The organism is Bacillus sp. RHFS10 (genome assembly GCF_016757475.1).
In the GTDB taxonomy this organism is placed as follows: domain Bacteria; phylum Bacillota; class Bacilli; order Bacillales; family Bacillaceae; genus Bacillus; species Bacillus subtilis_G.
On sequence record NZ_JAESPO010000001.1, the window covers coordinates 865,608 to 887,724 of the forward strand.

The following is a 22,117-nucleotide window of genomic DNA, read 5'->3' on the forward strand; positions in this document are numbered from 1 at the left end:
CTATGCATCTCTTTGTTTTTTGTTAAAATCCGGAAGGTGGTGATCGAGAATTAAGGTGTCATAACTTGTGCAGGTCATGAATCGGACATTTTAAAGAGAAGAGAATGTACATACAGATCAAGAGAATGTTCGTTCATTCGCTTGATTTTAAAATAGAATATACATTTGTATCATAAGGGATTCCATTTTGATACATGTACTGTCTTAAGACGCCTTCTTTTTCGAATCCCATTTTTATGAGCAGCCGATTTGATGCTTCATTTTGGGTAAATACAACTGCGCTAATACGCGTCAGGCCAAGGCAAGCAAACCCGTAGGATACAGCCTCTGAAATGGCTTCTGATGCAAATCCGTTTCGCCAATGCGCCGGGATGATTTCATAACCGATCTCTGCACGCCTGTGCTTTATAGCCAAAGCGTGAAAGCCGATTGTTCCGATTAATTCTTTGGTGTCTCTTCTTTCCATTCCCCACCGTATACCGCGTTTTTCTTGATAAAGAGCGGCAAACGTTTGAACCATTGAAGTAGCCTCTTCTATAGATTCCATGTTTTCAAGTCCGTAATAGCGTGTCACTCCATGGATTGAAAAACAAGCAAAAATAGCTTTTGCATCTTGATCTGTGATTTACCTAAGTGTAAGCCGATCCGTTTCTAACACAGGAAACATTCAACCACTCCCCAAGTTTGTGTTTTTGTTTATCATATCCCTTTTATTTCCTCTTTTCTATAATGAATTCAAAACTGAGGAAGCAAAGGAATGAATTTGTCTTTTTAATTGCTCTTTGTTTTTGCTAAACTGTTTCAAACGATGGCCGTTCACGCCTGATGGATGGGAGAAGCCATGAAGGCAGAAAATAAAAAGTTCCGGAGGCTGTGCTGGGTGAGCAGTAAGTCAATCGGACTTTGTAAGAGAAGGAGGAAGAGTATGGAGTTTCTCTGTGAACGCTTCTAAGCAGCTGCGGTTTACAATCATGTGTAAGCCTCCTCAAAAAAATGATATCCCATTGTCCATTCTGATCGTAACAACGGGATACCATTCATCTTTATCTGTTATTAAAATGTCGTGCCTGCCACACCTCTTTGACTGCTTGAGGAACTTCTTTCACTTCAGCTGCTGTCTGCTGAAAGGCGTTTTTTTTCATTTGGACATCCTGCTGAATCTTCTTTTGTTTTTGTGTCAGCAGCTGCGCCTCGATTTTTAATCCATTGACTTGTCTTTGCATAGCGTGCGTAACAGAGGTGAGCTCCTTTAGTGCAGGATCTATTTTTTTCTTGTTTTGAATCACATTAATCCCTAAGAAAATGATAGAAATAGCTAATACTGCGAGACTGATATAAACAATAACCATATGTTCACTCCTTTTCTTATGTCATTACCCTAATTTCGCTTTTTTAATCAAAAGACATCATATTTGCTCAGTACGTTTGATTTGCGTATTGGATCTTTTGTACTTATAATGTGGTATCGTACATATGTAAACAAAGAAAGGGTGCTTCAATTGCAAAGTTTACAAAATAAAACTGCTCTTATCACGGGCGGAGGCAGAGGAATCGGCCGCGCTACAGCTCTTGCGCTTGCGAAAGAAGGCGTGAATATCGGGTTAATCGGCCGGACTGCCGAAAATGTTGAAAAAGTGGCAGAAGAAGTCAAAGAGCTTGGTGTAAAAGCTGCATTTGCCGCTGCGGATGTAAAAGATGCAGAGCAGGTTAGCCATGCTGTAGCTCAAGTGAAGGAACAGATCGGTGATGTCGATATCCTCATTAATAACGCTGGAATCAGCAAATTTGGCGGCTTCTTAGATTTGTCAGCTGATGAGTGGGAAAATATTATACAAGTCAACCTGATGGGTGTGTACCATGTCACTCGCGCGGTGCTTCCGGAAATGATCGAACGCAAAGCCGGAGACATCATTAATATTTCGTCTACAGCGGGCCAAAGAGGAGCAGCTGTGACAAGTGCTTACAGCGCTTCTAAATTTGCGGTTCTCGGATTAACAGAGTCTCTTATGCAAGAAGTGAGAAAGCATAATATCAGAGTGAGCGCGTTAACACCAAGCACTGTCGCTAGTGATATGTCTATTGAATTGAATTTAACAGACGGTAATCCTGAAAAGGTGATGCAGCCAGAGGATCTTGCTGAATACATGGTGGCACAATTGAAATTAGATCCGCGAATTTTTATTAAAACAGCAGGATTATGGTCAACTAATCCGTAAAAATGTGAAGCTTGTCTTTCGACAGGCTTTTTTTGTTTGATATCATCCGCGTTAATAAATGGTTAACAGCAAAATCGTTTTATTCATTTTAATTTGATGATAACAGTGAAAATCTGTTATAATAGAACTAAAAAAACTATGTACTAAATATTCATATAAATTTGTTAGTCCGCTCCACTTATAAACACTATATATAAGATTTCTGCAATATCAGTCTTTAATATAAAGAAGGAAAACAAAAGAATAAATTGAATATTTAGTACATCGTATTTTCAGTGACAGAAGAAGGGAGTGCCTATGATGAAAGAGGAAAAAAGGAGCTCAACTGGCTTTTTAGTCAAACAGCGCGCATTTTTGAAACTATATATGATCACAATGACAGAGCAAGAGAGACTTTACGGCTTAAAGCTGCTTGAAGTGCTTCGGTCTGAATTTAAAGAGATTGGTTTTAAGCCAAATCATACAGAAGTTTACCGGTCTTTGCACGAGCTTCTTGATGACGGGATATTAAAGCAGATCAAAGTAAAAAAAGAAGGGGCTAAGCTCCAAGAAGTCGTCCTCTATCAATTTAAAGATTACGAAGCTGCCAAACTATATAAAAAACAGCTGAAGGTTGAGCTGGATCGCTGTAAAAAATTGATTGAAAAAGCGCTCTCAGATAACTTTTAAGATAAACAAACACCCGGCTAAGCAGTGTCCATTGGGTGTTTTTGCTTTACAGTATACATATTTGTCGAAAAGAAACAATACAAATCAATGATGACCTTCTTACTTGACAACATTTCCTCACGTGGTAACATTTTAAACGTGTGAAAATGCGAACAAAAAAGCGAACAAAGGAGATGTTACCGATCTTTGATCAAAAAAAAGTAGCCTTTATAGGAGCAGGATCTATGGCGGAAGGAATGATATCAGGTATCGTTCGTGCCAACAAAATCCCGAAACAGAACATCTGCGTTACAAACCGCAGCAATACAGAGCGATTAGCTGAACTTGAACTTCAATATGGAATCAAAGGCGCTGCACCGAATGAATTATGTATTGAAGACATGGATGTGCTCGTGTTGGCAATGAAGCCAAAAGACGCCGAAAGCGCTCTGTCATCACTAAAATCACGTATTCAACCCCATCAATTAATATTGTCGGTCCTTGCCGGCATAACCACCTCTTTTATTGAACAATCATTGCTTAATCAACAGCCGGTTGTCAGAGTGATGCCCAATACATCCAGTATGATCGGCGCTTCTGCAACGGCCCTTGCACTTGGTGAGCATGTGACAGGAGACCTGAAAATTCTGGCCGAAGCATTGCTCGGATACATGGGTGAAGTCTATACAATCGAAGAAGATCAAATGGACATATTCACCGGAATTGCCGGCAGCGGCCCCGCGTATTTTTATTATTTAATGGAATTCATTGAGAAGGCAGGCGAGGAAGCGGGCCTTGATAAACAGTTGTCACGGAGCATCGGCGCACAGACGCTTTTGGGTGCCGCAAAAATGCTCATGGAAACAGGAGAACAGCCTGAGGTCTTAAGAGACAATATCACGTCGCCGAACGGAACGACAGCTGCCGGGCTGCAAGCCTTGAAACAGAGCGGCGGAGGAGAAGCGATTTCTCAAGCGATTAAACATGCGGCTGAGCGATCAAAGGAAATCAGCGACAATATCGAAAAAACAGCGGCCCCGCTGTCAGGAGTGGTAAAGTGACGGCTGATATAAACATGAAAAGAGTCGTTGTGAAGATTGGAAGCAGTTCATTAACAAGTCTTCATGGAGAAATCAGCATTCGGAAATTAGAAGCATTGGTCGACCAGGTCGTCAAATTAAAAGACGCCGGCTATGAAGTCATTTTGGTTTCGTCAGGAGCAGTGGCGGCGGGATATCGAAAACTCGGATTTATCCAAAGACCCGAGAAGCTTCCCGAAAAACAAGCATCGGCTTCAATCGGGCAGGGCCTGCTGATGGAAGCATATTCAAAGCTGTTTTTGGCGCATGGTTATGTTGCATCCCAAATTTTAATTACGAGAAGCGATTTTTCTGATGAATATCGATATAATAATGTCCGGAATACAATGAATGTACTGCTTGAACGCGGCATCATCCCGATTATAAACGAAAATGATACAGTTACCGTCAATCGGCTCAAGTTTGGCGACAATGATACGCTTGCAGCAAAAGTCGCGGGATTAATCGATGCGGATATGCTTGTGATTTTATCAGATATCGACGGATTATATGACGGCAATCCGCGCACAAATCCAGAAGCGAAAAGGATGAAGCTGGTGAATGAGATAACGCCCGATATCGAAGCATGCGCAGGTGACACTGGAAGCGACGTCGGTACCGGCGGCATGCGCTCCAAGCTTGATGCGTTTAAAATTGTAATGGCATCCGGCATTAAAGGATTTCTTGGTCAGGCAGATGCTGATGATATTTTATATCAAGCCGTTCATGAAGAGGCGGAAGGCACTTATTTTGAAGCTGAGGGAACGCTTCCGTTGAATCGTAAGGAGCAGTGGATCGCTTTTAATTCCGGTCCTGAAGGTGAAATGATTTTATCAGATGATTATTCACGAAAAATAACAAACGGGCAATCGAGTTTATATCTGGACGGTGTACAGGAGATTAAAGGAAAATTCAAAAACGGATCAGTTGTCAGGCTGATGGATTCGCAAGGGGCAGAAATCGGGCTCGGAATCGTCAATTATTCTTCTGTACAGCTTCAAGAACCCGACAAGAAAAAAGAGCTGATGAACAAAGCGGTCATTGATCAGGAAGCATTTGTGTGCCATGTTGATTTATCTTTACCTGTCTATTAATTAAAAACATTTACCAAAGCAAAAAAACCCGAAGCTTCTTTATCGAAGCTCGGGTTGATTTTTTATTGATACTGCTCCAGCTTAGAGAAGAATTGAATAACAAACTCATAAAAGTCATTCGCAGACGGCGCAAGTTCTCTGTTTTTCGGTTTAATAATTCCGACAGTCCGTTTCACTTGAGGGAACTCAATTGGAATCTTCACAGTAAAACGAGGTGTCGTTTCAGCAAATGTGCTTTCCGGCAGGAGAGTAACGCCCATTCCAGCGGAAACCAATCCCTTGATAGCATCCAAATCCTCACCCTCCGTAGAAACAAGAGGAGCAAAGCCGGCTTGTTTGCAAGCATCAATTGCCATTTTTCTAAGCACAAATCCTTCCGGGAACAATACAAATTGGTCGTTTCGTAAATCGATTAACTGAACCGTTTTTTGTTTGGCAAGCGGATGATTTAATGGAACAAGCGCGTAAATTTTTTCTGTGAATAAAATGTTTCCTGTTATGTCAGGAAAATTCGTCGGCACCGGCCCTAATAAGGCCAAATCAATATCGCGGTTTCTGACAGCTTCAATCAGAAACTTATAGGAGCCTTGGCGCAGCAAAAATTCGACGTGCGGATATTCTTCTTTAAATGCTGAAATGACAGTCGGCAAAAGCTGGCTTGCGAGGCTTGTAGGAAAACCAATCTTTACCGTTCCGCGATGCGGGTCGAGATACTCATCAATTTGTTCTTTCGCATATTCGATGGCTTTCATCGCCGTTTTCACATGAATCAAAAATTCTTTCCCGATTGGCGTGAGTTTGATATTTCTCCCTTCACGCTCAAATAAAGTCACATTTAATTCTTCTTCAAGATTTGCAATTTGTCTGCTGATTGCTGATTGGGCCACATGCAAATGATCGGCGGCTTCTGAAACGTGTTCTCTTTCAGCCACCTCCGTAAAATAACGCAGTTGGCGCAGCTCCATGTTTATCTCACATCCATCTATCTCATTTTGAGATTCTTTTGATCTAAATTATATATTGTTTATATCGTTTTGAAAACCTACAATGATTATAGAGTGTTAGATTTTATGACCGGTATTATCGGAAATTGATCGGGGGAGAGGAATTATGACGTACAATCAAATGCCGAAAGCTCAAGGTCTCTACCGTCCTGAATTTGAACATGATGCATGCGGAATCGGACTATACGCGCACTTAAAGGGCAAAGCGACTCATGACATCGTCAAACAAGGGCTTAAGATGCTTTGTCAGCTAGACCACAGAGGAGGCCAAGGCAGTGATCCGGATACAGGAGACGGTGCCGGCTTACTGGTTCAAATCCCTGATGCTTTCTTTAGAAAAGAGTGCAAAGACATCAATCTGCCGGAAAAAGGGCGTTACGGGGTAGGAATGGTCTTTTTCTCACAGAAGGAAGAAGAAAGAAAAAAAATCGAAAAGCAGATCAATGCACTGATTGAACAAGAAGGCCAAGCCGTTCTTGGATGGAGAACTGTACCTGTAAATGTCGGAAAAATCGGAACAGTAGCGCAAAAAAGCTGTCCGTTTGTCCGTCAGGTATTTATCGGTGCAAGTTCTGATCTGAAGGATAACTTGTCTTTTGAACGAAAATTGTATGTCATTCGTAAACAGGCTGAAAACTGGGGAATAACGGAAGGTCTTGATTTTTATTTTGCCAGTCTTTCAAGCCAGACCATTGTTTACAAAGGCCTTTTAACACCTGAACAAGTTGATGCGTTTTATTCTGATTTGCAAGATGAAGCGTTCGTTTCTGCTTTTTCGCTTGTTCATTCACGCTTCAGCACCAACACATTCCCTACATGGGAAAGAGCGCATCCAAACCGCTATCTGGTTCACAACGGTGAAATCAACACCCTTCGCGGAAACATCAACTGGATGCGAGCGCGTGAGCAGCAATTTGTGTCTGAAAACTTTGGAGAGGACTTGAACAAGATTCTGCCGATTTTGAATGCTGACGGCAGTGACTCTTCCATTTTGGATAACGCATTTGAATTTTTTGTGATGGCTGGACGCAAACCGGCGCATACAGCAATGATGCTCATTCCTGAGCCGTGGACGGAAAATACGCATATGTCTAAGGAAAAAAGAGCGTTTTATGAGTATCATAGTTCTTTGATGGAGCCTTGGGACGGACCGACAGCCATTTCATTTACTGACGGTAAACAAATCGGTGCGGTCCTTGACCGGAATGGTCTCCGTCCGGCGCGTTATTATGTAACCAAAGATGATTATATTATTTTCTCATCTGAAGTAGGCGTTATTGAAGTAGAACAGGAAAACGTTTTATATAAAAATCGCCTTGAACCTGGAAAAATGCTTTTAATCGACCTGGAAGAAGGCCGTATTATCTCTGATGAAGAAGTCAAAACAGAAATTGCAACTGAGTACCCGTACCAAAAGTGGCTTGAAGAAGAGCTTGTCCAAGTGAACCCTGATCCGGAAACAAGAGAGGAAGAACAGTTTACAGATCTTCTTACTCGTCAGAAGGCATTCGGATACACATATGAAGATATCCAAAAATATTTAATTCCTGTCATTAAAGAAGGCAAAGATCCTCTCGGTTCAATGGGGAATGACTCGCCGCTTGCTGTCCTGTCAGACCGCGCGCAATCACTGTTTAACTACTTTAAGCAGCTGTTTGCACAAGTAACGAACCCGCCAATCGACGCGATTCGTGAGCAGCTTGTAACTTCTACAATGACTTGGCTCGGCGCAGAAGGCGATCTTCTTCACCCGAGTGAACGAAACGTTCGCCGGATTAAATTGTATACACCTGTTTTATCTAATGAACAATTTTACGCATTGAAAACGATCGTTCATCCTGATTTAAAAAGCCAAAAAATCGACGTGCTGTTTTCAGAGGATCTTGAACGCGGATTAAAGGACATGTTCACACAGGCTGAGAAAGCTATCAGCCAAGGCGTAAGTCTATTAATTTTATCAGATAAAAAGATGAACGAACGCCTGACACCCATTCCGCCGCTTCTGGCAGTCAGCGCGCTGCATCAGCATTTAATCCGCAAAGGGCTGCGTACGAAAGTCAGCATTATTGTGGAATCAGGAGAAGCGCGTGAAGTGCATCACTTCGCATCACTAATCGGTTATGGTGCGGATGCGATAAACCCTTATCTCGCTTATGCGACCTACAAGCAGGAAATTGATGAAGGCCGTTTGGATATCAGCTATGAAGAAGCGGTCAGCAAATATGGAAAAAGCATTACTGAAGGTGTCGTCAAAGTCATGTCCAAGATGGGGATTTCAACTGTACAAAGCTACAGAGGCGCCCAAATCTTTGAGGCGGTAGGTATCAGCCATGATGTGATTGACCGCTATTTCACAGGAACAGCATCACAGCTCGGCGGCATCGACTTGAAAACAATTGCCGAAGAGGCGCAGCGCCGCCACCGGGAAGCGTATCAGGATGATTACAGCAATACGCTTGAACCGGGAAGTGACTTCCAATGGAGAAACGGCGGAGAGCATCACGCGTTTAACCCGAAAACGATTCACACCTTACAATGGGCGTGCCGCAGAAATGATTACAATTTGTTTAAGCAGTATACAAAAGCGGCAGATGAAGAACGCATCGGATTTTTACGGAACTTGTTCGCATTTGGGGGAAACGGCAAGCCGCTGAAATTGGAGGAAGTCGAATCCGCTGAATCGATTGTCAAACGCTTTAAAACGGGTGCGATGTCATTTGGATCCTTGAGTAAGGAAGCGCACGAAGCTTTAGCGATCGCAATGAACCGTCTTGGCGGAAAAAGCAACAGCGGTGAAGGCGGAGAAGATCCAAAACGTTTTGTTCCAGATGAAAACGGCGATGACAGAAGAAGCGCGATCAAACAAATTGCATCCGGACGTTTCGGTGTCAAGAGTCATTACCTTGTCAATGCAGATGAGCTGCAAATTAAAATGGCGCAGGGTGCTAAACCGGGTGAAGGCGGACAGCTGCCTGGCAACAAGGTCTATCCTTGGGTTGCCGATGTCCGCGGGTCAACGCCTGGTGTCGGATTAATCTCACCTCCGCCGCACCATGACATTTATTCGATTGAGGATTTAGCCCAGTTGATTCACGATTTGAAAAATGCCAACCGAGACGCAAGAATCAGCGTGAAGCTGGTATCAAAGGCAGGCGTAGGGACAATCGCTGCAGGTGTCGCCAAAGCGACTGCCGATGTCATTGTAATCAGCGGTTACGACGGTGGTACAGGCGCCTCTCCGAAAACCAGTATTAAACATACAGGGCTTCCGTGGGAGCTTGGCCTCGCAGAAGCACATCAAACATTAATGCTGAACGGACTTCGTGAACGTGTTGTATTAGAAACAGACGGAAAGCTCATGACGGGCCGTGATGTTATTATGGCTGCTTTGCTTGGTGCCGAGGAATTCGGTTTCGCAACGGCTCCGCTAGTTGTACTCGGTTGTGTCATGATGCGTGCCTGCCACTTGGATACATGTCCTGTCGGGGTAGCGACACAAAATCCAGAACTTCGTAAAAAGTTCATGGGAGATCCTGATCATATTGTGAACTATATGCTGTTCATTGCTGAAGAAGTTCGTGAGTATATGGCTGCGTTAGGCTTCAAGACATTTGATGAAATGATTGGCCGCACTGACGTACTCAATGTGAGTGAACGGGCGAAGAGGCATTGGAAGGCAAGCCAACTTGATTTGTCTACCCTGCTTTATCAGCCTGAAGGCGTACGGACGTTCCAATCGCCGCAAAATCATAAAATTGATGAATCACTAGATATTACAGCGATTCTCCCGGCCGTCCAAGAAGCTATCGAGTCTGGAAAAGAAGCGGATGTTTCTCTCGAAATTAACAATACAAACCGTGTAGCCGGAACGATCACAGGCAGTGAAATTTCGAAACGTTATGGAGAAGAAGGGCTTCGGGAAGATACGATCAAGCTGCAGTTTACCGGATCAGCCGGACAAAGCTTTGGAGCCTTTGTTCCTAAAGGGATGACGCTTTATTTGGACGGAGACTCAAATGATTATGTCGGAAAAGGGCTTTCTGGCGGAAAAATCATCGTCAAGTCACCGGAAGAATTCAATTCCGCGTCAGATGACAATGTCATTATCGGCAACGTGGCGTTCTACGGCGCGACAAGCGGGGAAGCTTATATTAACGGACGTGCTGGTGAACGCTTTGCTGTTCGGAACAGCGGTGTGAACGTGGTTGTAGAAGGTATCGGCGATCATGGCTGTGAATACATGACTGGCGGCAGTGTTGTCGTTCTCGGTGATGTAGGCAAAAACTTCGCGGCAGGTATGTCCGGCGGAATCGCTTATGTATTGGCCGAAGATGCAAAAGCGTTTAAACGCAAATGCAACCTCGAGATGATTTTATTTGAATCATTAGTGAATGAGAAAGAAATCCAGCAAGTCAAAGCAATGCTTGAAAAACATACTGCTTATACAAACAGCAAAAAAGCGGCAGACCTGTTAGACCAATGGGAAGACAGCGTGAACAAATTCGTCAAAGTCATTCCGAAAAACTATAAACAAATGCTCGCAAGCATCGAAGAGCAAAAAGCTGCAGGTTTATCAGATGAAGAAGCTGTCATGTATGCATTTGAAGCCAACACGAAACCAAAGCAGAATACAGCGTCAGCGGGACAAAAACAAGCGGTAGTACAGTAAGAAAGGGGAGAGGAATATGGGGAAGCCAACTGGATTTATGGAAATCAAACGAGAAAAACCTGCTGAGCGGGACCCTCTCACTCGCTTAAAGGATTGGAAAGAATATTCTGCTCCTTTTTCAGAAGAAGCATCGAAACGGCAAGGGGCGCGGTGTATGGATTGCGGCACACCGTTTTGCCAGATCGGTGCGGACATTAACGGATTTACATCCGGCTGTCCGATTTACAACTTGATTCCTGAGTGGAATGATCTTGTCTACCGGGGCAGATGGAAAGAAGCATTGGAGCGTCTTTTGAAAACAAACAACTTTCCTGAATTCACAGGGCGGGTATGTCCCGCTCCTTGTGAAGGATCATGTACATTAGCGATTTCTGACCCGGCGGTATCAATTAAAAACATAGAGCGGTCCATAATCGACAAAGGATTTGAGAACGGCTGGATTCAGCCTAAAATTCCTAAAAAACGAACAGGCAAAAAAGTGGCCGTTGTCGGGTCGGGCCCAGCCGGACTGGCGAGTGCTGACCAGCTGAATCAAGCGGGACATTCCGTCACTGTTTTTGAACGCTCAGACAGAGCGGGCGGTCTTTTAACATACGGTATTCCGAACATGAAGCTTGAGAAGGGCATTGTAGAACGCCGGGTTAAATTGCTGACGCAAGAAGGAATTGATTTTGTCACGAACACAGAAATCGGCGTTGACATTACAGCTGATGAGCTGAAGGAGCAATTTGATGCTGTGATTCTGTGCACAGGCGCTCAAAAACAGCGGGATCTATTAATTGAAGGACGCGACTCAAAAGGAGTCCATTACGCGATGGACTACCTGACACTAGCAACAAAAAGCTATTTAGATTCTAACTTTAAAGACAAGCAATTCATTGATGCCAAAGGGAAAGATGTCATTGTAATCGGAGGCGGAGATACAGGAGCTGACTGTGTGGCCACTGCTCTGCGGCAAAAAGCCAAAAGCGTGCACCAATTCGGCAAACACCCGAAACTTCCGCCAGCCCGCACGAATGACAATATGTGGCCTGAACAGCCGCACGTTTTTACACTCGAATACGCGTATGAAGAAGCGGAAGCAAAATTCGGAAGAGATCCGAGAGAATACTCGATTCAAACGAAAAAATTGGTTGCGGATAAAAATGGCAAGTTGAAAGAACTGCATACCATTCAAATGGAAAAAGTGAAAAATGAGCATGGAAAATACGAGTTCCGCGAGCTGCCTGGAACGGAAAAAGTGTGGCCTGCTCAGCTTGTTTTCATTGCTATCGGCTTTGAAGGTACAGAACAGCCGCTGTTAAAACAGTTTGGTGTTGATTCTGTAAATAACAAAATCAGCGCAACATATGGGGATTATCAAACAAATATCGATGGCGTATTTGCCGCAGGGGATGCAAGAAGAGGTCAAAGCTTAATCGTATGGGCGATTAATGAGGGCCGTGAAGTGGCGCGCGAAGTGGATCGATATTTGATGGGGAGTTCAGTTCTTCCGTAAATAAAGGGGATTATCATATAAGAGAAACCGGTCTGTTTGAACAGCCGGTTTCTTTTTTATTTCATTACGATTCCGATATTCCCAAACTGTCTGCCTTCCTGCATTCTGGTATATGCTTCACATGCTCTTTCTAAAGGATATGTGCTGTCAAGTACAGGACGCAGCTGGTGTTTTTCAATGAAAGTGAGCATATCGTGAAATTCTTCACAGCTTCCCATCGAGGTTCCCAATACATTGATCTGAGGAAAGAATAAAGAACGCATCGGAAAACTGAGAACATCACCTGAACTTGCCCCAAAGCTGACAATACGGCCGTTCGGTTTTACATGGCGGAAATATTCCGAAAAGAGGGCGGGGCCTATACTGTCAAGAACCACATCAACCTTTTCTCCATGCAAATGTTCATCCCAATTGCTGTAGCTATCAAATGCGTAATCAGCACCTAATTGCAGCGCTTTTTTTCTTTTCTTCTCACTGCGGGAGGTCACGCTTACTGTCGCCCCGATCGCTTTAGCCATGAAGAGCGCATAGGTTGCAACACCGCTGCCGATGCCAGGTATCAATAGATGCTCGCCTTTTTTCAATTGGGCTTTTGTGAAAAGGGCCCGATAAGCGGTTAAAGCAGATAAAGGTAAAACGCCTGCTTCTTCCCAGGATAAATAAGAAGGTTTTTTGATCGCGTTTTGTGAAGGGATGATCACATATTCAGCAAGTGTTCCGTCAGAAGGGCCTCCCAGAATCTCCGGAACAGACGGTACATTTTCTGTCAAATTCCAGTTCAGTGTCGGGAAAATAATCACTTCAGTTTGAACTGCAACGTTTTTCACGCCTTCACCGACCTCTTCAATGATACCCGCGCCGTCAGACCCCAGTGTCACATGAGGATCTTGTTCAGAGTTGTTTTTCATAAGAAACAGGTCGCGATGGTTTAGACCTGCAGATTTTAATTTTACCTTTACCTCGCCGTATCCGGGCTGTTTTGATGGAACGTCTTGAAACGATACCCCCAGAAGTCCGGCTTTTCCGTTGTGAATTACAGCCTTCATGCTGTCTGCCTCCTCATTGAATTGTATTTTCATATCTTCACCTATTTTACATAGCGGTTTTCTTCAAGTAAAATGAACAAAAATGATAGCCGATATCACTTTTTATCATAGCTAGAAGGTGAATTCCTATGGAAAGCAGAGATTTAAAGATTTTTCGGGCTGTTGCCCGCGAAGGAAGCATAACGAAGGCAGCCCAGAAACTGAATTATGTTCAATCGAATGTGACAGCCAGAATACATAACCTTGAGGAAGATTTGAATACCAGGCTGTTTCATCGAACGAATCGGGGGATGAAGCTGACCGCTGCCGGAGAAAATCTTTTGCAATATGCTGATCAAGTATTAGCACTGTTAGACGAAGCTGAAAAATCGGCACAGATGAGCCTGCATCCAAAAGGACCTTTGCGGATCGGTTCGTTGGAAACAACAGCTGTAACACATCTGCCTGAGCATGCGGCCTGCTTCCTCAATCGTTTTCCTGAAGTTGATTTATCAGTCAATACAGCTGATACGCACAATTTGATTCAACAGGTTCTTGATCATACAGTTGATGGCGCTTTTGTATACGGACCGGTTGAGCACTCAGACGTCAGACAAATCCCTGTTTCCCGTGATGAATTGGTTTTGATTTCATCACGGGAAGGGACGGCAGAAGACATGCTTCGGCAGCCGATGCTCTTTTTTGGAGCTGGCTGTTCTCATCGTGACAGGGTCAAAAGATTGCTGGAGGAAGCAGGCATTCAAAATCAAAAAATCATAGAGTTTGGCACATTGGAAGCCATTATAAGAGGAGTATCCGCCGGGTTGGGAACGGCCCTGCTTCCGAAATCAGCTGTTGATCGTACGAATGTATATACTCGTCAGCTTCCCGAAGCGTATCAAGATTTAGAGATCGTATTTATATACAGAAAAGACTTTTTTATGACGAGTGCGTTTCAGAGATTTATTGATGAGGTAATCGAAATGAAAAGATGAAGTCTGTTACCTCCATAAGCTGAACATAGAGCACAGGCAATTTCCGAGAAAGTCGGCATCCTTTTGGCATTTCGAGATTTTTATCAGGTATCACTGAAGCGTATTATATAAAGTCTGCAGACAAAAAAACTGTACCCGTTTAAAACGAGTACAGTTTTTTCTTTTTATTTACATTTTAAATTAATGCCGATCGCCGCGCCGTTTCTGCTTGAATCAGCTACGCCTTTAAAGGTGCCGTTTTCATGGTCAATAGAAATGCTTTGTACGTTTCCGATGTCTACCGGGCTTTTGCCGAATTTGTGGCCCATGCCGTTTAGTTTGCTGAGGACTTCTTCAGGAACTCCGTCTTCGTAACGGTAGGAACTCATCTTGTTTGTATAAATTCTCGGCTCTTCAACAGCTGCTTTTAATTCCATGCCGTATTCAATGTGATAGAGGATGGTTTGCAATACGGATGAAATAATGGTGGCCCCGCCAGGAGATCCGACGGTGAGGACAGGTTTGTCATCCTTAAATAAAATCGTCGGGGTCATGCTGCTTAAAGGCCGTTTGTTCGGCTGAACTTCGTTAGCTCCGCCTGGAACCGCATCAAAATCCGTTAGTTCATTGTTTAAAATGACGCCGTAATCAGGGACCATAATACCCGTTCCGAATAGCTGCTCAATTGTCGTTGTATAGGAAACAACATTTCCCCAACGGTCGGCAACTGTAAAGTGTGTTGTTTGGCCGTCTACTTTGTCTTCTGGCTGTTCGACTTGCTTATAGTTTGCGGATCCTTCTTGGTATTTCCAAGGGTCACCGGCTTTCGGTTTTTTATTCACTTGGTCTAGGCTGATAAGTTGCTGGCGTTCTTTAATATAATCGGGGTGAAGCAGGCCTTTAAGGGGAACATTTACAAATTCGGGATCACCTGCGTAAGATGCACGGTCCGCATAAGACAAATGCATCGTTTCAGCAAGTAGTTGATATTTTTCCCATGAGCGGACATCGTATTGTGAAAGGTTAAAATCATCAAGTATGTTCAGCATTTGCAATAAGAAAATACCGCCAGAGCTTGGAGGAGGGGTAGTGGCGATTTGATAGCCTTGATAGTCTCCCCAAATGGGTTCATCGATTGTAATGTCGTAATTTTCTAAATCTTTTTCCGTCATTGATCCGCCGAAATCCTGCACTGTGTCAGAAAGTGCTTTGGCAAATTTTCCTTTATAAAAAGCGTTAGTGCCTTTTGAGCGAATGAGCTTAAACGTTTTTGCCAAATCCTTTTGAATCAATGTATCGCCTTCTTTAAGCGGCTCGCCATTTGGCAAAAATACATCTTTTGCGGCAGTACGCTCTAGCTTTTCCTGATAATTGGAAATGGCATCTGCTAACACAGAATCAATCGGAAAGCCTTTTTCAGCGAGTTTAATAGAAGGGGAAATTAATTTCTTCATTGAACGGGTTCCCCATTTATCCAGAGCTTCTTCCAGCCCTTTCAGCGTACCCGGAACACCGACGGCAGTACCTTTTGTCACACGTTCAGAGAAAGGAATCGCTTTCCCGTCTTCATCGAGAAACATTTCGGGCGTTGCGCCTGCTGGAGCACGTTCGCGGCTGTCAATGATCGTTGTATCCTTAGTTTTTCCGTCATACACCATCATAAAACCGCCGCCGCCAATACCTGACATCATCGGCTCTGTTACATTGAGTGCAAATTGAATGGCGACCGCTGCGTCAATGGCATTTCCTCCTTTTTTCAGCACATCAGCACCGATTTCCGAAGCGAGAGGATGCGCGGTGGCAACCATGCCGTCTTTCCCTACATCTACTTGTTTGTACTCATCGTAGCTTTTGGGCGGCTTTTTAGCTTCCGCGTGAAAAGGGGCACTTCCGGCGACTAACAGAACACTAAGCAAAGCTGTTAAACAGACGTTCCACGTTCTTTTCATGTTCTCCCTCCTATATCAAGCTATTATGTTACAATCTTAGCGTAAAAAACTTACAGCGTTTTCACAAGTGACAAATGGTATATTATATAGAACATTCACCCGTTTTTCTGTGCGAAAATGATTATATTGTTATGAGCCATGCCGCCAGCATTTCAGAAAAACCCACGCTAAGCAAATTCGGCTCTTTATTTACTTAAAGGACGTAAGGGATATAAACTTGTTGAATGTAATCCCTCAAACTTGTATTCTCCTAAGAAATTGATGTGTTCCCAACTTAAAGGCCATATATACGGCATTAGCCCTCTCGAAATTCACCTTCGTTCAGCTTTTTCATATAGACTATATTTCACATCTTATAGCATTAATTATAATATGAAGCATTGGTTCGCAGCAATTGATCTTGAAGGGCTCGCTCTCTACACTTTCCACTCTTCCAAAAAATATGGCTCCGGTGACGAGGTGAATTCAAACCTCAGACCTGATACCTGGGCTCCACAGATTTTTGAACCTCTCCAATTATATGAATCAGACTATGTATGATTACATAACAACTCGTCATTGTCATTTCGTTATCTTGCTGTTACATTCTAAAATGCTTTCAATAAGTTGCTTTGAGGGTTTCCGGGTTTATACTGAAGCTAGAGGTGATTCAAAATGACATACGATTGGAAAACGAATTCAAACCGAACTAATCAACAACCAGAATGTGACAGTCCAATTCTACCTGCCCCTGTTTCTGATGAACAATGGCAGGCTGTTGTTGATAATAATGCTTCTTATGACGGCCGATTTTTTTATGCAGTGAAAACAACAGGGATTTTTTGTCGCCCTTCTTGCAAATCAAGAGTACCCAAAAGAGAAAACATTGGCTTTTTTGAAACTGCTGATCAGGCACTAGCCGCACATTTTCGTCCTTGTAAACGGTGCAAGCCAACAGGGCAAAGATTGCCCGATGAGGAGTGGATTGCTTTCATAACCGAATATGTGGATAGCCACTGTGATGAAAAGTTGACGCTCGAAGTCCTTGCGTTTCTGAGTCATGGTACCCCTTATCACTTGCATAGAACCTTTAAAAAACTCAAAGGCATGACCCCAGTGGACTACATCCAGCATGTTCGAATAGAAAAGGCGAAAATGTTATTGACTACGTGTGATGCCCCAGTTTCTAAAGTTGGTGAGTCTATCGGACTTTCCAATACATCATATTTTATCACGCTGTTTAAGAGGAAAACCGGACAAACGCCGGAAGCTTACCGTAGACGGCAAAAACAACACTGAAGGAGGCTTTTTCGAATGGGAGCTAAAAAAAGCAGTTCTCTCTATTGGTCCTTGTTTTCTTATGAAAACTGGAAGATGTACATTGCCGCAACAAATGATGGTCTATGTTTTGTCGGATCACAAAATCAGCCATTCGAAGAATTGGTGAAATGGGCAAATCATTATTTGCCTGGAAACGACCTGATTCGAGATGACGAAAAATTGCAATCTTTTGCAGATGAGCTTGTTCATTATTTTCAAGGCAAGCTCAATCGGTTCACCATTCCAATCTTTTATCGCGGCACACCTTTTCAGGAAGCCGTATGGAAGGCACTATGTGATATTCCGTACGGTCAAACTTGCTCCTACTCGGATATTGCTCAACAAATTCAAAAACCGACTGCGGTTCGGGCCGTTGGGAGGGCCATTGGAACGAATCCGATCCTCATTACTGTTCCATGCCATCGTGTTATCGGCAAAAATGGATCGCTGACGGGCTATCGCGGCGGAATGGAAATGAAAACGCGACTGCTGGAACTTGAACGAGGCTTCGCAAACATACAACTTGTCTGATCAGACATATAGCATCTTTAGCCGAACTCAACTACATCAAAGGTTTGAAGACGATTCCCTATATCACAAGACCATCGACATGAAACGATATGGTTTAGTGGAATCGGGGAGTACAAATATGATCATACTCCCACAGGTTGGCATCATACGGCGGTCTTTCACGTTTGATAACAGTCGATAAGAACTCTGCTTATCCTACGGCAATTGAACAGAAAGAAAAAAGCAACCTGGGGATATGCAACTTAGACAACAAAAAGTACTTGAATAACGATTATCGCTTTATAAAGGCGCGAATCCGTTCTATGCTAGGGTTCAAATGTTTTGCGCAGCTTAGATCCATCCTTTCTGGAGTAGAAGCTATACAAAAGAATTCATCCATCAATTATTTCGACTTGCAGCATAAGTTACGATTTTGTTAGAAATCTATGTGCTTTATTCTCTTTTAATTTTGCACCAAGAACCCTATATACTCTTAAATTGTTATGAGCCATGTGCTATATTAGAATCAGTATACGGATTAAGAAAGGACTGCTATATGTATTTAACGATTAAAGAAACAGCTGAATATGCAAATCTTTCAGAGGATTATATTAAAAGTTTGGTGCTCGAAGGAAACATCAGGGCCGTTCATGACGGTGAGCAATTTTTGATTTATAAGGGACAGTTCAAAACGCATCTTGAACAGCTGGAGAATTACAAAGCACTCGTGCTGGAAATATTAAATGAACCGATCCCGGAAGATATTGATGTAAAGGATGAGGATTAGGACGCAATTTCATATTGTGTCTTTTTTTGTATATTTTTTTGGGTGAGTCAGAAAAACAGAAGCGTCAGATTTTGTTTTAAGAGGTTTTTTGACAACACCTAGAGTGATAAGTATCGAAGAGGTTGAAAGCTTTATATGAGGATTTAAATGCTGTTTTATAGGAAGGGGGAGTTTGAAAGTTTCCTTACCTGCTTATGTAACACTATGTATATTATGTTACATAAATGCCGCCGCACTTTGACATTCAACATTTTTCAGCTATAATAGTAACATAGACCTCAAAACGTTACATAACTGTTTTTAAGGAGTTTTTTTGATGCATATTGTACAGCCGATTCGCAGTTTAGAAAAAATTCAAGATGTAAAACGGTATCTGCTCAACAAAAACAAGCGGGATTACTTTCTGTTTATTTTCGGCATCAACAGCGCGCTCCGTATTTCTGATATTCTGCCGTTGCAAGTGAAGGACGTTAAAAATAAGGATCATTTATGGGCGACTGAAAGCAAAACGAAAAAGAAAAGAAAGATTCTTATTTTAGAATCGCTGAAACAGGAAATATACGAGTATACGAAAGATATGAAGGAAAACGAATATCTTTTTAAATCTGTCCGAACCAGAAAGCCGATTTCCCGGATTCAGGCCTACAGAATTTTAAGAGAGGCCGCCGCGGCATGCGGACTTGAGGAGATAGGGACGCATACGCTCCGGAAAACGTTTGGCTATCATTTTTATCAGCGGACAAAAGATATCGCCGAGCTGCAGAGAATACTGAATCATTCATCACCCTCGATTACAATGCGGTATATCGGTATAGATGAAGATACGACAAGGGCCGCGTATAAGGTTTTTGGAGGGCTTTAATACAAACGGCTTGAAAATATTGATCATCAGAGCTACTATATAAATACAAAAGCTCTAGTAGCACAGCGGATAGTGCAGCAGTTTCCTAAACTGCAGGTCGGGAGTTCGAATCTCTCCTAGAGCGTTATATGACAATAAGACAATGGACTACTCGTCTGTTGTCTTTCTTTATTTCAAATAAAAAACGCCCGCTTATGCCGGGCGTTTTTCTTATATTACTGCGTCAAATTGAGTAACTTTCCATTTTTTATTTTCTTTTACAAATGTCACTTTTCGTTTCGCTGCAGGTGACCCATCTAAAGCAGGAACAGTAAATTCGTATGTGACTGCGCCGCCTTTTTTAGAGATCAGTTTAGCAGTTGATTTTTTCCAGTTCAAAAGATTATCTCCATCGCCGATTGGAACCGCAAGTTTTCCTTTAGAAACAGTGAAATGATAATCTTTAAAGCCTTTTTCGATTGCTGTTTTTGTAAAAATAGGAGTTAAGTAATTCACTGCTTTTGCTTTAGTGCCTAGATCACTGCACATGTACACATATTGAAGATTTTGATACTCGAATGTGCCTGATGGGCAAACTGCTTTTTTTGCTTTTGGATTGTGCCCGCTCATTGTGTTCCAAAAGTGTTCTCTTGCTGATAATGCCAGCTCCAGAGCTTGTTTTTGTGATAAATCGCCTGATGTATGTTTCGCAAATGCATTTGTGCTTAATGACAGAATAAGTGCAATCGTTGTTAGAAATAGAAGACATTTTTTCATTGTGGTCCACTCCTTCAAAATCTCTTTCTCTTATATTACAAATGTTACAATAATTACGGATAGATTACAATACTTTTGCATAAATTATTTTTTGTTCTTTTACTCACAAAGAAATAGACTGTTACTTGCTAGTTTATTCTTCATAAGCTAAAAAGATGTGTAAAATTAGAAGAAACGGGAAGGGTTTCATATGGACAGTGATGAATAATAACATGTTGCATATCCTGTTTTTGTCAAAGGAATGGGGACATGTTTACAAACGAATTCAAATAAAGGAGTCCTTCAATATGGAAACATCACAAGAACAACTTGTAACCCAGAAGAAAAGCAATCCATCTGTCTGGCGGTCTATGTCACTCTTTTTAGTGCCGCTTCTGCTAAGCAACGTGCTGCAATCAATAGGCCAGTTAGTCGGGATGATGGCTGTAGGCAGATGGCTTGGTGTTGATGCGGTTGCAGCTGTATCATCCTTTTTCCCGTTATTTTTTCTTTTAATCTCATTTACAATTGGAATCGGTTCAGGAAGTTCGATCCTGATCGGACAAGCCTACGGGGCGAAGAATGAGGAACGGTTAAAGGCTGTTGTCGGAACGACGCTCACGTTTACGTTTTTATTAGGGGTTGTGTTAGCCGTCATCGGCAGTATCTTTACCTTGGATATTCTTCGTTTAATGGGTACACCTGAAAATGTTATTCATGTCAGCGCCAGCTATGCACGTATTTTATTTTACGCTATGCCGTTTATGTTTTTATATTTTGCGTATACAACATTTTTGCGCGGAACAGGGGATTCTAAGACACCGTTTTATACGCTGATTGTGAGCACGGTCATCAACATAGCGCTTTTGCCCGTCTTAATCCTTGGTATGTTCGGTTTTCCGAAACTGGGCATATACGGATCCGCATATGCTACCGTCATCTCCACGATTGCGACATTTCTCGTTTTAATGGTGTATTTGCGAAAACGAAACCATCCGCTGCAATTTGATAAAACGGTGCGGCGCTATTTGAAAATGGATAAGGAACTGCTGGCTCTCCTGCTGCGCCTTGGGATTCCATCAAGCATCAATATGATTCTCGTCTCATTATCAGAGATAGCGGTTATTTCATTCGTCAACCACTACGGCTCTGATGCGACAGCTGCATATGGCGTGGTCAACCAGGTAGCCAGCTACGTGCAAATGCCGGCCGTCAGCCTCGGCATTGCGGTGTCTATTTTCGCCGCGCAATCGATCGGAGCGAACGAGTTTGACCGCTTGAAGCAGGTCATTCGCGTCGGAATTTGGCTGAATTATATTATTGGCGGCGTATTGATCATTCTGATCTATGTGTTTTCACAGCAGATTTTAGCGTTATTTTTAACCGAGAAAGACACACTTTACATCGCGCATCGTCTCTTGATGATTACATTGTGGAGCTATTTGCTGTTTGGAAATGCCCAAATTTTTTCTGCGGCGATGCGCGCAAGCGGAACGGTTTTATGGCCGACCGTTATTAGTATTTTCGCCATCTGGGGAGTAGAGGTGCCTGTTGCATTCGTACTTTCCCACTACACAAAACTCGAGATACTCGGCGTCTGGGTTGGCTATCCGGCTGCGTTTGCTGTCAGCTTGTTGTTGATTTATGGGTATTATCAATTCGTGTGGAAAAAGAAACAAATTACACGTCTCATCCAATAGACTCACGAAACACACCGTTCAAATGTTGAACGGTGTGTTTTTATTTGATCGAGAGAACATCAAATGGA

At 42.8% G+C, this 22,117-nt stretch carries 18 protein-coding genes, 1 tRNA gene and 3 pseudogenes; 14 read left to right on the forward strand and 8 right to left on the reverse strand.

Annotated features, from left to right (window positions below; genetic code table 11):
• Window positions 1–133 precede the first annotated feature (133 nt).
• The 3 genes and pseudogenes from JMN17_RS04665 to JMN17_RS04670 form a co-directional block, all read right to left on the reverse strand.
• A complete protein-coding gene (locus tag JMN17_RS04665) occupies window positions 134–625 on the reverse strand; it encodes a GNAT family N-acetyltransferase (RefSeq protein ID WP_250621891.1) in 492 nt (163 codons plus the stop codon).
• 85 nt (window positions 626–710) lie between these two features.
• Window positions 711–894: pseudogene (locus tag JMN17_RS21660) on the reverse strand (hypothetical protein); the annotation flags it as partial.
• A 149-nt stretch (window positions 895–1,043) separates the two neighbouring features.
• Window positions 1,044–1,349 (reverse strand): DUF948 domain-containing protein, encoded by a 306-nt coding sequence (locus tag JMN17_RS04670; protein WP_087991898.1) that lies wholly within the window; start codon window positions 1,347–1,349, stop codon window positions 1,044–1,046.
• Between the two features lie 150 nt (window positions 1,350–1,499).
• Between JMN17_RS04670 and JMN17_RS04675 the strand changes: the two genes are divergently transcribed.
• The 4 genes from JMN17_RS04675 to proB all read left to right on the forward strand — a co-directional run bounded on the left by JMN17_RS04675 (window position 1,500) and on the right by proB (window position 5,037).
• Window positions 1,500–2,216, forward strand: coding sequence for a 3-ketoacyl-ACP reductase (locus JMN17_RS04675; RefSeq protein WP_202327537.1), 717 nt, complete (start codon window positions 1,500–1,502; stop codon window positions 2,214–2,216).
• A 300-nt stretch (window positions 2,217–2,516) separates the two neighbouring features.
• Complete coding sequence (gene rtp, locus JMN17_RS04680) at window positions 2,517–2,885, forward strand: replication termination protein (RefSeq protein WP_003220337.1); 369 nt, start codon at window positions 2,517–2,519, stop codon at window positions 2,883–2,885.
• Window positions 2,886–3,031: 146 nt separating this feature from the next.
• Entirely contained in the window at window positions 3,032–3,925 is an 894-nt protein-coding gene (gene proC / locus JMN17_RS04685; RefSeq protein ID WP_202327539.1) for a pyrroline-5-carboxylate reductase, read from the forward strand.
• On the forward strand, window positions 3,922–5,037 hold the full coding sequence (gene proB / locus JMN17_RS04690) for a glutamate 5-kinase (protein ID WP_148961669.1): 1,116 nt from the start codon (window positions 3,922–3,924) through the stop codon (window positions 5,035–5,037). The genes proC and proB overlap by 4 nt, the downstream gene beginning before the upstream one ends.
• Before the next feature lie 62 nt (window positions 5,038–5,099).
• Here the strand turns inward: proB and gltC are convergent, their stop codons facing one another.
• Window positions 5,100–6,002 (reverse strand): glutamate biosynthesis transcriptional regulator GltC, encoded by a 903-nt coding sequence (gltC, locus tag JMN17_RS04695; RefSeq protein WP_087991902.1) that lies wholly within the window; start codon window positions 6,000–6,002, stop codon window positions 5,100–5,102.
• A 145-nt stretch (window positions 6,003–6,147) separates the two neighbouring features.
• Between gltC and gltB the strand changes: the two genes are divergently transcribed.
• The gene (gene gltB, locus JMN17_RS04700; protein WP_087991903.1) at window positions 6,148–10,710 is read left to right on the forward strand and encodes a glutamate synthase large subunit; all 4,563 of its coding nucleotides are present in this window, start codon (window positions 6,148–6,150) and stop codon (window positions 10,708–10,710) included.
• 16 nt (window positions 10,711–10,726) lie between these two features.
• Entirely contained in the window at window positions 10,727–12,208 is a 1,482-nt protein-coding gene (gltD, locus tag JMN17_RS04705) for a glutamate synthase small subunit (protein WP_087991904.1), read from the forward strand.
• A 56-nt stretch (window positions 12,209–12,264) separates the two neighbouring features.
• Here the strand turns inward: gltD and JMN17_RS04710 are convergent, their stop codons facing one another.
• Complete coding sequence (locus JMN17_RS04710) at window positions 12,265–13,254, reverse strand: zinc-binding dehydrogenase (RefSeq protein WP_202327541.1); 990 nt, start codon at window positions 13,252–13,254, stop codon at window positions 12,265–12,267.
• Between the two features lie 128 nt (window positions 13,255–13,382).
• Between JMN17_RS04710 and JMN17_RS04715 the strand changes: the two genes are divergently transcribed.
• The gene (locus JMN17_RS04715) at window positions 13,383–14,228 is read left to right on the forward strand and encodes a LysR family transcriptional regulator (RefSeq protein WP_202327543.1); all 846 of its coding nucleotides are present in this window, start codon (window positions 13,383–13,385) and stop codon (window positions 14,226–14,228) included.
• Window positions 14,229–14,392: 164 nt separating this feature from the next.
• Here JMN17_RS04715 and ggt read toward each other — a convergent pair whose 3' ends face one another.
• Entirely contained in the window at window positions 14,393–16,156 is a 1,764-nt protein-coding gene (gene ggt, locus JMN17_RS04720) for a gamma-glutamyltransferase (protein ID WP_087991907.1), read from the reverse strand.
• A gap of 185 nt (window positions 16,157–16,341) precedes the next feature.
• Window positions 16,342–16,607: pseudogene (locus JMN17_RS22095) on the reverse strand (Tn3 family transposase); the annotation flags it as partial.
• 203 nt (window positions 16,608–16,810) lie between these two features.
• Here JMN17_RS22095 and JMN17_RS04725 point away from each other — a divergent pair.
• The 6 genes and pseudogenes from JMN17_RS04725 (at window position 16,811) to JMN17_RS04750 (ending at window position 19,738) form a co-directional block, all read left to right on the forward strand.
• Window positions 16,811–17,434 (forward strand): bifunctional transcriptional activator/DNA repair enzyme AdaA, encoded by a 624-nt coding sequence (locus JMN17_RS04725; RefSeq protein WP_087991908.1) that lies wholly within the window; start codon window positions 16,811–16,813, stop codon window positions 17,432–17,434.
• 15 nt (window positions 17,435–17,449) lie between these two features.
• Complete coding sequence (locus JMN17_RS04730; protein WP_087991909.1) at window positions 17,450–17,986, forward strand: methylated-DNA--[protein]-cysteine S-methyltransferase; 537 nt, start codon at window positions 17,450–17,452, stop codon at window positions 17,984–17,986.
• Between the two features lie 161 nt (window positions 17,987–18,147).
• Window positions 18,148–18,389: pseudogene (locus JMN17_RS04735) on the forward strand (IS6 family transposase); the annotation flags it as partial.
• Window positions 18,390–18,521: 132 nt separating this feature from the next.
• Complete coding sequence (locus JMN17_RS04740) at window positions 18,522–18,752, forward strand: excisionase family DNA-binding protein (protein WP_087991910.1); 231 nt, start codon at window positions 18,522–18,524, stop codon at window positions 18,750–18,752.
• Between the two features lie 316 nt (window positions 18,753–19,068).
• Entirely contained in the window at window positions 19,069–19,614 is a 546-nt protein-coding gene (locus JMN17_RS04745; protein ID WP_087991911.1) for a site-specific integrase, read from the forward strand.
• 51 nt (window positions 19,615–19,665) lie between these two features.
• Window positions 19,666–19,738: transfer RNA gene (locus JMN17_RS04750), tRNA-Arg, on the forward strand.
• Between the two features lie 86 nt (window positions 19,739–19,824).
• On the opposite strand, the gene iseA is transcribed toward JMN17_RS04750, so the two are convergent.
• On the reverse strand, window positions 19,825–20,370 hold the full coding sequence (gene iseA, locus JMN17_RS04755; RefSeq protein ID WP_202327551.1) for a DL-endopeptidase inhibitor IseA: 546 nt from the start codon (window positions 20,368–20,370) through the stop codon (window positions 19,825–19,827).
• Between the two features lie 287 nt (window positions 20,371–20,657).
• Between iseA and JMN17_RS04760 the strand changes: the two genes are divergently transcribed.
• Window positions 20,658–22,049 carry an MATE family efflux transporter gene (locus JMN17_RS04760; protein ID WP_087991913.1) on the forward strand — a complete coding sequence of 464 codons (1,392 nt, stop codon included), beginning with the start codon at window positions 20,658–20,660 and terminating at the stop codon, window positions 22,047–22,049.
• The last annotated feature ends 68 nt before the right edge of the window (window positions 22,050–22,117 follow it).

Coding starts and splice junctions, on each gene's coding strand:
- JMN17_RS04670 (WP_087991898.1), bottom strand. CDS start 1,349: ATGGTTATTGTTTATATCAGTCTCGCAGTATTAGCTATTTCTATCATT.
- rtp (WP_003220337.1), top strand. CDS start 2,517: ATGAAAGAGGAAAAAAGGAGCTCAACTGGCTTTTTAGTCAAACAGCGC.
- proC (WP_202327539.1), top strand. CDS start 3,032: ATGCGAACAAAAAAGCGAACAAAGGAGATGTTACCGATCTTTGATCAA.
- gltC (WP_087991902.1), bottom strand. CDS start 6,002: ATGGAGCTGCGCCAACTGCGTTATTTTACGGAGGTGGCTGAAAGAGAA.
- gltB (WP_087991903.1), top strand. CDS start 6,148: ATGACGTACAATCAAATGCCGAAAGCTCAAGGTCTCTACCGTCCTGAA.
- gltD (WP_087991904.1), top strand. CDS start 10,727: ATGGGGAAGCCAACTGGATTTATGGAAATCAAACGAGAAAAACCTGCT.
- JMN17_RS04710 (WP_202327541.1), bottom strand. CDS start 13,254: ATGAAGGCTGTAATTCACAACGGAAAAGCCGGACTTCTGGGGGTATCG.
- JMN17_RS04715 (WP_202327543.1), top strand. CDS start 13,383: ATGGAAAGCAGAGATTTAAAGATTTTTCGGGCTGTTGCCCGCGAAGGA.
- ggt (WP_087991907.1), bottom strand. CDS start 16,156: ATGAAAAGAACGTGGAACGTCTGTTTAACAGCTTTGCTTAGTGTTCTG.
- JMN17_RS04725 (WP_087991908.1), top strand. CDS start 16,811: ATGACATACGATTGGAAAACGAATTCAAACCGAACTAATCAACAACCA.
- JMN17_RS04730 (WP_087991909.1), top strand. CDS start 17,450: ATGGGAGCTAAAAAAAGCAGTTCTCTCTATTGGTCCTTGTTTTCTTAT.
- JMN17_RS04740 (WP_087991910.1), top strand. CDS start 18,522: ATGTATTTAACGATTAAAGAAACAGCTGAATATGCAAATCTTTCAGAG.
- JMN17_RS04745 (WP_087991911.1), top strand. CDS start 19,069: ATGCATATTGTACAGCCGATTCGCAGTTTAGAAAAAATTCAAGATGTA.
- iseA (WP_202327551.1), bottom strand. CDS start 20,370: ATGAAAAAATGTCTTCTATTTCTAACAACGATTGCACTTATTCTGTCA.
- JMN17_RS04760 (WP_087991913.1), top strand. CDS start 20,658: ATGGAAACATCACAAGAACAACTTGTAACCCAGAAGAAAAGCAATCCA.